The sequence below is a fragment of the Gilliamella sp. B3367 genome (assembly GCF_026536825.1).
GTDB classification, from domain to species: Bacteria; Pseudomonadota; Gammaproteobacteria; order Enterobacterales; family Orbaceae; genus Gilliamella; species Gilliamella apicola_E.
The window spans coordinates 201,484-214,587 of the sequence record NZ_JAFNNJ010000003.1 but is presented as its reverse complement, the minus strand read 5'-3'; the positions used below and the strand labels follow the sequence as shown (position 1 = coordinate 214,587).

The 13,104-nt window shown below is 36.5% G+C and carries 12 protein-coding genes; 6 read left to right on the top strand and 6 right to left on the bottom strand.

Annotated features, from left to right (window positions below):
* The first annotated feature begins 16 nt into the window (after positions 1–16).
* Genes thiM through thiD form a run of 3 tightly spaced genes read left to right on the top strand, consistent with a single transcriptional unit; the run spans position 17 to position 2,267 of the window.
* Positions 17–802, top strand: coding sequence for a hydroxyethylthiazole kinase (gene thiM / locus J3U23_RS06900; protein ID WP_267338860.1), 786 nt, complete (start codon positions 17–19; stop codon positions 800–802).
* The gene (gene thiE, locus J3U23_RS06895) at positions 802–1,443 is read left to right on the top strand and encodes a thiamine phosphate synthase (protein ID WP_065563582.1); all 642 of its coding nucleotides are present in this window, start codon (positions 802–804) and stop codon (positions 1,441–1,443) included. The genes thiM and thiE overlap by 1 nt, the downstream gene beginning before the upstream one ends.
* An 11-nt stretch (positions 1,444–1,454) precedes the next feature.
* Entirely contained in the window at positions 1,455–2,267 is an 813-nt protein-coding gene (gene thiD / locus J3U23_RS06890) for a bifunctional hydroxymethylpyrimidine kinase/phosphomethylpyrimidine kinase (RefSeq protein WP_267338859.1), read from the top strand.
* A gap of 196 nt (positions 2,268–2,463) precedes the next feature.
* Here thiD and J3U23_RS06885 read toward each other — a convergent pair whose 3' ends face one another.
* Positions 2,464–2,670, bottom strand: a complete 207-nt coding sequence (locus tag J3U23_RS06885; RefSeq protein ID WP_267338858.1) for a heavy-metal-associated domain-containing protein — start codon at positions 2,668–2,670, stop codon at positions 2,464–2,466.
* Positions 2,671–3,098: 428 nt separating this feature from the next.
* On the opposite strand from J3U23_RS06885, the gene J3U23_RS06880 reads away from it, so the two are divergent.
* Entirely contained in the window at positions 3,099–4,271 is a 1,173-nt protein-coding gene (locus J3U23_RS06880) for a M20 aminoacylase family protein (RefSeq protein WP_267331777.1), read from the top strand.
* A gap of 15 nt (positions 4,272–4,286) precedes the next feature.
* On the top strand, positions 4,287–5,711 hold the full coding sequence (locus tag J3U23_RS06875) for an MFS transporter (protein ID WP_081299565.1): 1,425 nt from the start codon (positions 4,287–4,289) through the stop codon (positions 5,709–5,711).
* An 89-nt stretch (positions 5,712–5,800) separates the two neighbouring features.
* On the opposite strand, the gene mnmE is transcribed toward J3U23_RS06875, so the two are convergent.
* The 3 genes from mnmE to J3U23_RS06860 form a co-directional block, all read right to left on the bottom strand.
* A complete protein-coding gene (gene mnmE, locus J3U23_RS06870; RefSeq protein WP_267338857.1) occupies positions 5,801–7,162 on the bottom strand; it encodes a tRNA uridine-5-carboxymethylaminomethyl(34) synthesis GTPase MnmE in 1,362 nt (453 codons plus the stop codon).
* Between the two features lie 95 nt (positions 7,163–7,257).
* Positions 7,258–7,860: a YdcF family protein gene (locus J3U23_RS06865; RefSeq protein ID WP_267338855.1), complete on the bottom strand. Its 603-nt coding sequence runs from the start codon at positions 7,858–7,860 to the stop codon at positions 7,258–7,260.
* Between the two features lie 10 nt (positions 7,861–7,870).
* Positions 7,871–8,422, bottom strand: a complete 552-nt coding sequence (locus J3U23_RS06860) for a DNA-3-methyladenine glycosylase I (RefSeq protein WP_267338854.1) — start codon at positions 8,420–8,422, stop codon at positions 7,871–7,873.
* Positions 8,423–8,665: 243 nt separating this feature from the next.
* Here J3U23_RS06860 and J3U23_RS06855 point away from each other — a divergent pair, with 243 nt between their 5' ends.
* Positions 8,666–10,015: an MFS transporter gene (locus tag J3U23_RS06855; protein ID WP_065734657.1), complete on the top strand. Its 1,350-nt coding sequence runs from the start codon at positions 8,666–8,668 to the stop codon at positions 10,013–10,015.
* 76 nt (positions 10,016–10,091) lie between these two features.
* Here the strand turns inward: J3U23_RS06855 and gorA are convergent, their stop codons facing one another.
* On the bottom strand, positions 10,092–11,444 hold the full coding sequence (gene gorA / locus J3U23_RS06850) for a glutathione-disulfide reductase (protein WP_065734658.1): 1,353 nt from the start codon (positions 11,442–11,444) through the stop codon (positions 10,092–10,094).
* Between the two features lie 192 nt (positions 11,445–11,636).
* On the bottom strand, positions 11,637–13,061 hold the full coding sequence (gene hldE / locus J3U23_RS06845; RefSeq protein ID WP_065563591.1) for a bifunctional D-glycero-beta-D-manno-heptose-7-phosphate kinase/D-glycero-beta-D-manno-heptose 1-phosphate adenylyltransferase HldE: 1,425 nt from the start codon (positions 13,059–13,061) through the stop codon (positions 11,637–11,639).
* Between the last annotated feature and the right edge of the window lie 43 nt (positions 13,062–13,104).

Here is a 13,104-nt window from a genome sequence, read left to right as displayed (position 1 = left end):
TAGATAAGGAAAGAATATGTCGGTCATTAAATTATTTTCAAATCAGGATGCCATTCCTTTTATTGGGCAAGTTCATCAGAAGCGACCTTTAATCCATTGTATTACCAATGATGTGGTACAAAATTACACTGCTAACGTTCTTTTGGCGATTGGGGCTTCACCAGCGATGGTGGTAGCTGAGCAAGAAGTTGAGGACTTTGTTGCCATTGCAAATGGTTTGTTAATTAATATTGGCACGATCAATAGTCACAGCGCTAAAAGCATGTTACTAGCCGCCGCAAAAGCTAATCAAACTCCTTGGGTATTAGATCCTGTCGCAGTTGGAGCAGCATTGAAATATCGTACTGAAATTGCTAAGCAATTATTAAAATTTAAACCGACAGTTATTCGAGGAAATGCTTCAGAAATTCTAGCATTAAGTGGTCAACAATCATCATCAAAAGGGCCTGATGGACTGGATTCTACTGATTCTGCATTAAATGCGGCAATGCTATTAGCCAAGAAATATCAAACCATTGTTGCAATAACAGGTGAGACCGATTATGTCATAGATGGTGAGCAGGTTTATAGCATTGTTGGGGGTGATATCGCGCTAACACAAGTAACTGGTACTGGTTGTTCATTATCTGCGATTGTGGCAGCATTGATTGCAAGTTCTGAAGATCATTTAAAGGCTACTGCTTCAGCCTGCTTTATGATGAAAAAAGCGGGGGAACTCGCTAATAAACAGCAAGGGCTAGGTACTTTTGCTATGTCAATTATTGACCAACTTTCTCTTTTCACCACAAATAAGGATTTTTGATGAAGAAGCAACTTGATTTAACACTCTATTTAGTACTTGACCCAGTACTTTGTGATGGCATAAATGGTATGGTTAATACCACTAAGTTTGCAGTTGAAAATGGTGTTACTGCCGTTCAATTACGTTCAGAACAAGAATATTCAGGTAGAAATTGGTATAAAGCCGCCCAAGCTTTAAAAGAAGTATTAATCGACACTCAAGTTCCACTATTGATTAATGATCATATTGATATAGCTTTAGCTGTCGATGCCGATGGTGTTCATGTTGGACAAAGCGATCTACCTGTCGAAGTTGCACGACGATTAATTGGAGAAGATAAATGGATAGGGCTTTCAGTCTCTAATTATTCGCAACTTGAGCGCGTTCCTTGGCAACTAGTCGATTATCTAGGTATTGGCCCTATCTATCCAACCCCCACCAAAAAAGATGCAGCAGAAGCAATAGGCATCGCCCAATTGACTGAACTTGTTAAAGCAAAACAATGCCCTGCCGTTGCGATCGGTGGTATCGGTGTAAACAATTTAACTGAAGTGATTCAAACTGGCATTGAAGGTATTGCCGTTGTATCCGCAATTTGCGGGCAAGGAGATATTGCTAAGGCCACATCTGATTTGATTAGAAAAATAAGACAAGCAAGATAGGAAATTAAACCATGACAACAGTTTCATTAACTATAGCTGGTAGCGATCCTAGTGGCGGTGCAGGTATTCAGGCCGATTTAAAGGCCTTTTCAGCGCTTGGCGCTTATGGGATGTCAGTCATTACTGCTTTAACCGCACAAAGTACACAAGGTGTTAATAGCATATACCCGGTGCCACCCGAATTTATTGAGGCTCAATTTAACACACTTTATCAAGATATCCATATTGATAGCGTTAAAATCGGTATGCTGATGAATAAAGAGATTGTAACCACAGTTAATCATCTATTAAGCAATAATCCTATTGCCAATATTGTTCTTGATACGGTAATGATAGCCAAAGGGGGGCATCCTTTATTGAGAAATGATGCCATTACCGCTATTCGAGAATTGCTATTACCATTCGCCACCATCATCACCCCTAACCTTCCAGAAGCAGCAGCATTACTTGATTGTCATGAGGCACAAAACGAAGATGAAATGCAACAACAGGGTTATGAGCTACTCAAATCAGGCTGTCAGGCAGTATTAATGAAAGGAGGGCATTTGCCAAGTCAAGAAAGTCCTGATTATCTAATCACGCCAACAAAGATCATCAGAATGGCATCACCACGTATCCAAACTAAAAACACTCATGGTACAGGTTGCACATTATCGGCAGCTATTGCAGCATTACTACCAAAATATGAGTTAGAAGAAGCCGTTAAACAAGCAAAAAAATACCTACAAGGTGCCATTGAAAATGCAGATAATTTGAAAATTGGTAAAGGAATTGGACCTACTCACCATTTTTATCAATGGTGGGACACCGCAGGAAAAGGCTAGAAAGCTAAATGTGGTATTTTCGGCAAACGCTATTTTCAACAGCTATATACTTCATCGACAATCCGTGCCAATGAAGTATATGAAAACTTTTTTAGTGCATTATCTAGTCAAATAGAGGCTATTGGATATTTGTATTATCTAGTATTTAAGCGATTGTCTTAATCGTTTAAAATGAGAAATTGTAAATAGTATTGCCTTAATACGAAATACCCACAAACTCAAACCCCACTTGATTAACGGCTTGAATTGCAGCTTCTTGTGAGATAGTACCACCTTCTATATCAACCTCATGCTTCGCTAAATCAACGGTCACTTTAGCTTTAGGATCAATATCATTAATTGCTTTAGTAATGGTTTTAACACAATGTTGACAACTCATATTATCGACGATTAATTTCATCATTATCCCCTTTTGTTATCTATAATTCATCTAGTGCAACGTTGGAACATCTATAATTAAAATAAATTTGCCTGCCATATAAAGTATAGTGATTATATTACGCCAATAAGCCTACAAAAAAAACACCTCAGAATAATGAAAATTTATAAGATTTATATCTGTTATTAATAAATCGTAATGATTGAGCGTTTCTGCTCCTTTATACTCAAATAAACCATCGTGCCAAGAAAAATAAGCAAGATTATCCTTCAAGAATAAAAATTGAATAACAGAAATAATCGACTTATACAAAATTAGATTGTATATTTATTCATCTATGTGGTTTTGATAATAAAGTTAGTTTTTTTTTTTAAATATAATTTTAACTTAGATGTATAGTTCCATTTTTATTTTTTCTCATAAACGATATTCAGGTTAATTAGGAGCCTAAAATGCAGCATATTATGGAAACGATTAGAAAAACAGAACAAGAATTTGTTGATATTCGACATCAGATTCATAAACATCCTGAGTTAGGTTTTGAAGAGAAAAAAACCAGTGATTTAGTTGCAAATAAGCTATCTGAATGGGGCTATGAGGTTCATCGTGGTCTAGCAAAAACTGGCGTCGTTGGTGTTTTGAAAAATGGCGCTAGTAATAAGAAAATAGGTATTAGAGCTGACATGGATGCATTACCTATTGTTGAAGCTTCGGGTAAACCTTGGAGCAGTGTTAGCCATGGTAAATTCCACGGTTGTGGTCATGATGGGCATACCACTATTTTGCTATGTGCAGCTAAATATCTTGCCGAAACACGCAACTTTGATGGGACTTTACATGTCATTTTTCAACCAGCTGAAGAGTTGTTATATGGTGGAAAAGTGATGGTCGATGAGGGTTTATTTAAACAATTTCCTTGTGATGTGATTTTCGGTATTCACAATATGCCCGGATTTAAGGAAGGCCATTTTTATTTTAAAAGCGGTGCTCTTATGGCTTCATCCGATACGATACATATCACCATCAAAGGGAAAGGTGCTCATGGAGCCATGCCTGAGCGAGGAATTGATGCGACGCTTGTTGCTTGTTATATTGGCATTGCTTTACAAAGTATTGTTTCCCGCAATGTTTCACCCTTTGAGAAAGCTGTTATCACGATTGGTTGTATTCAATCTGGCGAAGCCCCCAATGTGGTCAATAGCGATGCATTGATGAAGCTAACCGTCAGAGCATTAGATAATAATACCCGGACTTTATTGCTCAAGCGTATTACCGAAATTGCCACTTCGCAGGCGGAAAGTTTTGGCGCCTCAGTTAAAATCGAACATATCAATGGTAGCCCTGTTTTACATAATGGTGCTAATGCAACAAAATTTGCATTAGAAGTTGCTCAGAAATTAGTCGGTAAAGATCGTGTTCATGATAATTGCCATCCTTTTATGGGCAGTGAAGATTTTGCTTTTATGTTAGAGAGCAATCCAAATGGTTGTTATATGATTATCGGCAATGGAGACGAACCAGGATTTTGTAGTGTTCATAATCCTGGTTATGATTTTAATGATAAATGTATTGTTCCTGCTGCGTCATATTGGGTTGCATTAACTGAAACATATTTAAGTAAATAAGGATAAATCGCTTCTATGTCTGGTTTAAATATGTCAACTTCAAAGAGTTCTAGCACCGCGCAATTTAAAAGTTATAACCGGTTAACATTAGGCATTGTATTAGGGGTTATTACTTTTTGGCTGTTTGCTCAATCAATAGTCAATGTTGGACCGGCTGTTCAGCATACTGTTGGTATCACTCCAGCCTCTTTTAATTTAGCAGTAAGTTTGACTGCACTTTTCTCTGGCTGCTTTATTGTGGTTGCTGGTGGTTTAGCTGATCGCTTTGGACGAGTTCGTTTTACTTACTTTGGTTTTATTTTAAGTATTATTGGTTGTCTTTGTTTGATTTTCGCCCAAGGAGAAATATTATTTACCTTTGGACGCATTATTCAAGGCTTATCTGCAGCTTGTATTATGCCATCGACTTTAGCATTAGTGAAAACCTATTATCAAGGTAAAGATCGTCAGCGTGCATTGAGTTTTTGGTCGATTGGATCTTGGGGCGGCTCGGGCACTTGTGTGCTTGCTGGCGGTGCAATAGCGACTTATTTAGGTTGGCAATGGATCTTTATAATCTCTATTATCTGTGCTGTATTAGGTATGCTTTTGTTGAAAGGAACTCCTGAAACCAAAATTGAAGATCCTTCGAGTCTGCCAAAATTTGATTATGTAGGGCTATTTGTTTTTGTTATTACGTTAGTTTCATTAAATCTTGTGATAACCAAAGGTTCTACTTTTGGATGGACTAGTGTAGCAACATTATCGTTGGCTACCGTTTGTTTTGTTTTTATGATTTTATTTTTTGTTATTGAAAAAAGTAAAGCGAGTGGCGCTTTCATTGATTTTGCATTATTTAAAAATATCCCTTACCGTGGTGCTACCTTATCCAACTTTATGCTAAATGCTGTTGCAGGCACGTTAATTGTGGCCAGCACTTATACCCAACAGGGGCGAGGGTTTACCTCTTTCCAAAATGGATTATTAACTATTGGTTATTTAGTTTCGGTTTTATGTATGATTCGTGTTGGTGAAAAAATCTTACAAAAGGTAGGTGCGAAAAAACCAATGTTAATGGGACCGTTAATTACTGGTTCCGGAATTGCATTGATGACGCTGACATTTTTACCAGATATGCTTTATATTATTTCAGTATTAGGTGGCTACATTTTATTTGGTCTTGGTTTAGGTTTTTATGCGACACCTTCGATCGACACAGCAATTTCTAGCGCCCCTGAAGATAAAGTTGGTATTGCATCAGGAATATATAAAATGGCAAGTTCATTAGGCGGTGCTTTTGGTGTCGCCATTTCAGCATCAATTTATGCTGCAGTTATTGCCAGTGGTCAAAGTATAGCAACTGGCGCAGCAATTGGATTATGGATTAATGTCGGATTTTGTCTGTTATGTTTTATTTCAATTTTATTTTTAGTTCCAAATAATGCCGGCAAGAATAAATAGCTTAAGTTAATTTTTAATTCTTAAAACACTTCATAGGGATATGACTTCTTATTTTTATCCCTATATTTCTAACCGACAGTATGATCAGCTTATTTACCAATGCAAAATGAGCTGAATATGCGCCCAAGTAGATCATTGGAGGTAAATTCGCCAGTGATTTCACTCAATGACTCTTGCGCAAGCCGAAGTTCTTCTGCTAATAGTTCGCCAGCATGAAATGTTGTGAGCTGGTATTTACCATTATTTAAATGCTCTGCTGCTTTTTCAAGTGCTTGTAAGTGTCTTCGACGAGCTAAAAAGCCCCCTTCTGTACTACTAGTAAAGCCCATTACCTGTTTAAGATGATCACGTAATAAGGTAATACCTTCTCCAGTTCGTGCTGATAGTTGGATAAGGCAATAACCATTTTGCTCACTATAGCCTAATGGTTCACCAGTTAAGTCTGCTTTGTTTCGAATAACGGTTACTGGCATATTTTTAGGTAAGCGTTCAATAAATTCTGGCCAAAGTTTTTCTGGATTGGCCTCATTGGTTGTTGTGCTATCAACCATAAATAACACCCGATCCGCTTGGTCAATTTCTTGCCATGCCCGTTCAATCCCGATTCGTTCTACTTCATCGCTGGCTTCGCGTAGTCCGGCAGTGTCAATGATATGCAAAGGCATACCATCGATATGAATATGTTCACGCAAAACGTCACGTGTTGTCCCTGCTATGTCAGTAACAATAGCCGCCTCACGACCGGCTAATGCGTTAAGTAAACTTGATTTACCCGCATTAGGTCGACCGGCAATGACAACTTTCATGCCTTCCCGCAGTAATGAACCTTGTTTGGCTTCATGACGAACTTCATTTAATCGTTGAATAACTTGGTCAAGCTCTGCTTCTATTTTTCCGTCAGATAAAAAGTCTATTTCTTCTTCAGGAAAATCAATAGCTGCTTCAGTAAAAATACGCAAACGAATAAGCGATTCTACTAATTCATTAATCTTCTTGGAAAACACGCCTTGTAAAGAGGACAAAGCAGATTTGGCCGCTTGCTCTGAACTTGCATCAACTAAATCTGCAATGGCTTCAGCTTGCGCAAGATCTAATTTATCATTTAAGAAAGCTCGCTCTGAAAATTCACCTGGTCTTGCTATACGCACACCAGATATTTCTAATATACGTTTTAACAGTAGATCTAAAATAACGGGTCCACCATGGCCCTGTAGTTCAAGCACATCTTCACCTGTGAACGAGTTTGGATTGGGAAAGAATAAAGCAATGCCCTCATCTAACGTTGTTCCATCAGCAGCTAAAAACGGTAGATAATGAGCATATCGCGGTTTAGGTAAGATACCTAAAACTGCTTTAGCAACCTCTTGTGCTTTAGGACCAGAAATACGCAATATGCCAACACCACCACGACCAGGTGGTGTTGCCTGTGCAACAATTGTGTCTGAATTCATATTTATTAATTGTAATTAAAAATAGCAATGATTAATCATACCATGACTATCATTAAAAATCTGTAAAGGCAAGCTATCTAACTTAATTAGAATGGCTAATTATTATTTTCAACATAATCTAATGGATGGTCAAACAGCCATGAATTAAGTAAAGCAAATGGCTCTCTTATCATTGCTATATATTTATCAATATTGGTATAAGCTAACGGTGCAGGTAAACCAGTAATATCACTAATACCCGAGCGTTTAGCTAGCATAATTGAACGAAGAATATGAAAATCATTGGTCACAACAACTGTTTTGCCTAGTGGTAAAATTTGATTAGCATAAACAAACTGTTGAGCCGTTCGCCTTGATCTGTCTTCAAGATATACTCTTGAGGAATCAATACCTTTTTTAATTAGGTAATCAGCCATCACACTTGCTTCAGTTGCAGATTCATCGCTTCCTTGCCCACCACAAACAATTACTTTGGTATTTGGATTACTCTGCAAATAATTAAATGCTGTATCTAAACGATTTTGTAAGGTAAGTGGCGCTTCAGCTGGTGTTCCAACCACTTGTGATCCTAATACGACTAAAGTATCAGCATTAGTTGATGGCTTTTGATTAGCGTAAATAAAAATAATGATATTACAAACGATGAAATAAACTAATATTAATATTAGGCAATATTTTATTAATTTCATGATTGTCATCAATTTCCCCTCATTTTTTAAAGCAATCTTCGAAATGGTCGTTAACTAAGCCCATAGATTGCATAAATGCATAACAAATTGTTGATCCTACGAATGAAAATCCTTTCTTTTTCAGTGCTTTTGACATTTTATCGGATATTTCTGTACTAACAGGAACCTCACTTTTATCTTTGTAGTGATTGACTATTGGCTTACCATCAACGAATGACCAAATAAATTGTGAGAAATCCTCATTATTATTTTGCATAGCTAAATAGGCATGGGCATTTTTTACAATGCTATTAAGTTTTAAACGATTTCGAATTAATCCTTTATTTTTAAGTAATGACTCTATGTCAATAGCGTTTAATTGAATAATTTTTTCTGGGTCAAAATTAAAAAAACATCGACGATATTCTTCTCTTTTTTTTAGTACGGTAATCCAAGATAATCCAGCTTGTTGTCCTTCAAGACAAATTTTTTCAAATAGTTTAAGGCTATCATATTTTGGATAACCCCATTCATTATCATGATAATTTATATATAACGGGTCTTTTGTAACCCAACTGCATCGTTTTGCCATTATTTTTATCCAAATATTTTAAAATTATTATATGCGATATATAGATAGAATTTTAGCTTAATATCATTTTTTATACATATTATAAATCAAACAAACATATCGCTATTGTTGATTAAATTTTTTTATGATTAAACAAAAGACTACTTTTTATGGCAGAATGCCTTTTCAAGATTAAAATTTATCAAAGAATAGTCATTTCCTTTACTGGCTATATTCATTTAATAATAAAAATAAGGTTTTTTCATGAGTCAATCTGAAATTAACGCTGAATGGCAACCGGTCGCCCGACCATTGAATAGTAAGGATTTTAAAACATTAATATTGTCATCTTTAGGCGGAACGCTTGAATTTTATGACTTTGTTATCTATGCGCTATATATTGATACCATTGTCAAGCCACTATTTTTACCACATACCTTGTCACCATTAACCTTAGATTTATTTGCATGGGGGATTTTTGCTGCTGGTTATTTAGTTCGTCCTGTTGGCGGAATTATTATGGCCCACTTTGGAGATAAAGTTGGCCGAAAACGGATGTTTACCTTAAGTGTAGCAATGATGGCTTTACCTACTTTTATTATCGGTATTTTACCGACCTATGAAGCAATTGGTATTGTAGCACCATTATTATTGTTGTTGATGCGTATGTTACAAGGCGCAGCTATTGGTGGAGAAATGCCTGGTGCATGGGTATTTATCGCAGAACATACACCAAAACAACGCTATGGTTTGGGCGTTGGTACGTTAACATCAGGTATTACAGGCGGAATTTTACTTGGATTTTTCGTTACAATTATTGTTGATCTCTATTTTACTAGCCAAAATATTTTAGATTATGCTTGGCGTATACCGTTTATTATTGGTGGAATTTTTGGTGTGATTTCAGTCTATTTAAGAAAATTTTTATCTGAAACGCCAATCTTCAAGGAATTAGCTGCACGTAAAGCATTAGAAAAAAGCATTCCTGTTGTTACCGTACTAAAAAAACATAAGACAGCTTGTTTGATAGTCGCTTTGTTAACTTGGTCATTATCAACAGCAATTATGGTTGGTATTTTAATTACTCCTGGCCGTATCGTTGGCGGTATGTATCATTTTGCTAATCTGGATTGGCGTATTGGTGGATGTATTGCTGCCTTAACATTATCAATTGGCTGTGTTATTTCTGGTTGGTTAGATGATAAATTAGGTACAGCAAAAACAGTCGTCATAACTTGGGGTGGATTGGCTGTGGTAAGCATCTATTTCTATAGTTCACTAACGCCAGATATGTCATTAGCTAAACTATATTCGATTTGGGCGATATTTGGCTTATTTATCGGATCAATCGCTATGACACCAATTATAGGAACTAGAACCTTTCCACCAGCCATTCGCTATTCTGGTCTATCATTATCTTACAATTTAGCCTATGCATTGTTTAGTGCAATAACGCCGACTTTAACTATCTACTTATTAAGTCCCGATCATATATTAGGTGAATACAGTTATCTGGGAGCAGGTATTTACATCTCAGCAGTGGCTTTACTTGCTGTTTTAGTTGGTTTTTCATCATTAGCTCAAAAGGGTTGGCAAAATAGATTAGATAATTAATCATTTAACACCATATAAAAACAGGGATAAAGCCCTGTTTTTTTTTAAAAAAAAGATATAATAAATTTTCTATACATTAGCGCATTGTAACAAACTCTTCTGCCGCTGTTGGGTGAATGGCGATGGTGTTATCAAAGTCTTTTTTTGTTGCACCCATTTTTAATGCGACAGCAAAACCTTGTAAAATTTCGTCCATACCATAGCCTATACCATGAATGCCGACTATTTTTTCTTGTTCACCAATACAAACTAATTTCATTTTACACGGTTGGCGATGAGAAGTTACGGCAGTATACATAGCAGTAAACGTAGATTTATAGACCTTCACGTTTTCAGGGCCATATTGTAACATTGCTTGTGGTTCTGTTAACCCAACTGTCCCGATCGGTGGATGGGTAAATACCACCGTTGGAATATTAGTATAATCTAGATGTTCATTTGGTTTATTGTTGAAAAGTCGCTCAGATAAGCGTCGACCAGCAGCAACTGCAACTGGAGTTAATGCCGCAGCTCCAGTATCATCGCCAACAGAATAAATTCCTGCTACATTAGTATTTTGATACTCATCAACAATAATAAACCCATTACTGTCAACTTTAATGCCAGCTGCAGATAAATTCATTTCTTTAGTTGCAGGTTCTCGTCCTATTGCCCAAATTAAACAATCAACAGTATAACTTTTACCATCTTCTAATGTTAACGTTAATGATTCATCAACGTTTTTAGTGACAGAAGATGGAATTGCAAAAGTATGCAAATGCTGACCATCATTAGTTATAACTTCCATTAATGTTTCAACAATTAATGGATCGAAAGCACGTAATGGTGTGCCTTGCCGAACAAATTGATGAGTTTCAGCACCTAGCGAGTGTAAAACACTGGCAATTTCACAAGCTATATAGCCTGCACCAACAACGGCCACTCTTTTTGGTAATGCTTTTAATTCAAAGAATCCATCAGAAGTAATTCCATATTGCGCTCCGGGAATATTGGGTATACTTGGCTTACCACCGACAGCAATAAGAATATGATCGGCACTATAATGCACACCATTGACATCAAGCGTTTTGCTATCAATAAATTTGGCATATCCATGAATAACATCGACATTATTATTGTTTAATACTCGATCATAAGATTGATGAACACGATCAATATAAGCTGTTCGGCTAGCGATTAGTTTATCCCAATCAAAATGATTAATTGTCGTATCAAAACCATAATCAGGGCCATAATGATTAATCGCCTCAGCAATTTGTGCACCATACCACATAATTTTTTTGGGAACACACCCAACATTGACACAAGTTCCGCCTAATAATTTAGCTTCAATAATAGCGCACTTTTTACCGTAAGATGCCGCTCGATTAATTGAAGCAATACCCCCACTACCACCACCGATAGCAATATAGTCATAGTGTTTAGTCATAAAAGAAATCCTTTAAATAAATTAGCATTTGGTAGTTGATAGGTTTGCATAAAGCAGATAATAAAAAAAGTATTAATTATGAAATTTAACGATAGTTAATACCTATTGATTGGTTTTAAAATATACCCAAACCTAAATTATTCGATAATTGACTAATTAGCTACTTAAATAAATAGCTAATTATTATATTATTTATTTCCGTTTAATCTTATCAATGATGTTTGTGGTCGAACAACCATCTTCAAAATTAAGGACTTTAACTACTCCACCTGCTTCTATAACTTCTTTTCCACCAGCGATATCTTCAGGTTTATAGTCACCACCTTTTACTAATACATCAGGTAAAATACTGGCAATCAACCTTTGTGGAGTCTCTTCTTCAAAAGGAACAACCCAGTCAACTGAATCAAGTGCACCTAATACTATCATTCTTTGCATTAATGGATTTATTGGTCGGGATTCCCCTTTTAATTGTTTTACTGAGGTATCACTATTTACTGCTACAATCAAACGGTCACCAAGCTTGCGAGCATTAGCAAGATATGAAACATGCCCAGCGTGTAAAATGTCAAAACAGCCATTAGTCATGACAATTTTTTCACCACGTAATCGTGCTTTACGAATTTCTTCTTTTAATTCATCTTCAGTCATCACCCCAAAACCATCATCTGCGCGAGCCCGAATAGCATTACTTAATTCAACTTGCGAAACAGTTGATGTTCCCAATTTACCGACAACTACACCGGCTGCAGCGTTTGCTAAATAACAGCTTTCTTCAAGTGATTGCCCTGCAGCTAATGAAGCTGCTAAAGTTGCGATTACAGTATCACCCGCACCGGTAACATCAAATACCTCTTTAGCTTGAGTTGGTAGATGGTAAACAGGTTTATCTAATTGTATTAACGTCATGCCTTTTTCACTACGAGTAACAAGCAAGGCTTTAAGATCATATTGCTTAATAAGTTGAGAACCTTTTTCAATGATCTCTTCTTCTGTTTTACATGTTCCAACTACAGCTTCAAATTCAGACATATTTGGTGTCAGTAATGTTACACCACGATAACGCTCAAAATCAGTACCTTTAGGATCAACCAATATTGGTACATTAACTTTTCGTGCTTGTTTTATCATTTCTTGTACAGCAGTTAATGCACCTTTGGCATAATCCGATAGAACCATTACTTTAGAAGTTGTAAGTGCGGTATCAATACGCTCTAAAATAGGAGTATGATCCACATTATTAAAACCTTCCTCAAAATCAATCCTTATTAATTGTTGATTTCTTGATAACACTCTTAATTTAGTAATAGTTGGATGTGTTGAGACAGATACAAAATCGCAATGAACATGTCGATTAGTAAGTTGCTCATCAAGCACCTTAGCAGGTTCATCCATTCCTGTAAGACCAATTAAACGCGCTTTACCTCCGAGGGAGGTAATATTGAGTGCAACATTAGCTGCACCGCCAGGACGTTCTTCAAGAGAATCAATTTTAACAATTGGTACAGGCGCTTCTGGTGATATGCGATTGGTACCGCCATACCAATAGCGATCTAACATAATATCGCCAACAACAAGAACATTTGCCAGATTAAACTCAGGAAGAGATGTTTTCATTTAGTTATCCTTTACTCGTATTCATTGGATCAATTATCAATCT

What these genes read in the sequence shown, in the direction of transcription:
- thiM (WP_267338860.1), top strand. Translation starts at nt 17, where the DNA reads ATGTCGGTCATTAAATTATTTTCAAATCAGGATGCCATTCCTTTTATT.
- thiE (WP_065563582.1), top strand. Translation starts at nt 802, where the DNA reads ATGAAGAAGCAACTTGATTTAACACTCTATTTAGTACTTGACCCAGTA.
- thiD (WP_267338859.1), top strand. Translation starts at nt 1,455, where the DNA reads ATGACAACAGTTTCATTAACTATAGCTGGTAGCGATCCTAGTGGCGGT.
- J3U23_RS06885 (WP_267338858.1), bottom strand. Translation starts at nt 2,670, where the DNA reads ATGATGAAATTAATCGTCGATAATATGAGTTGTCAACATTGTGTTAAA.
- J3U23_RS06880 (WP_267331777.1), top strand. Translation starts at nt 3,099, where the DNA reads ATGCAGCATATTATGGAAACGATTAGAAAAACAGAACAAGAATTTGTT.
- J3U23_RS06875 (WP_081299565.1), top strand. Translation starts at nt 4,287, where the DNA reads ATGTCTGGTTTAAATATGTCAACTTCAAAGAGTTCTAGCACCGCGCAA.
- mnmE (WP_267338857.1), bottom strand. Translation starts at nt 7,162, where the DNA reads ATGAATTCAGACACAATTGTTGCACAGGCAACACCACCTGGTCGTGGT.
- J3U23_RS06865 (WP_267338855.1), bottom strand. Translation starts at nt 7,860, where the DNA reads ATGACAATCATGAAATTAATAAAATATTGCCTAATATTAATATTAGTT.
- J3U23_RS06860 (WP_267338854.1), bottom strand. Translation starts at nt 8,422, where the DNA reads ATGGCAAAACGATGCAGTTGGGTTACAAAAGACCCGTTATATATAAAT.
- J3U23_RS06855 (WP_065734657.1), top strand. Translation starts at nt 8,666, where the DNA reads ATGAGTCAATCTGAAATTAACGCTGAATGGCAACCGGTCGCCCGACCA.
- gorA (WP_065734658.1), bottom strand. Translation starts at nt 11,444, where the DNA reads ATGACTAAACACTATGACTATATTGCTATCGGTGGTGGTAGTGGGGGT.
- hldE (WP_065563591.1), bottom strand. Translation starts at nt 13,061, where the DNA reads ATGAAAACATCTCTTCCTGAGTTTAATCTGGCAAATGTTCTTGTTGTT.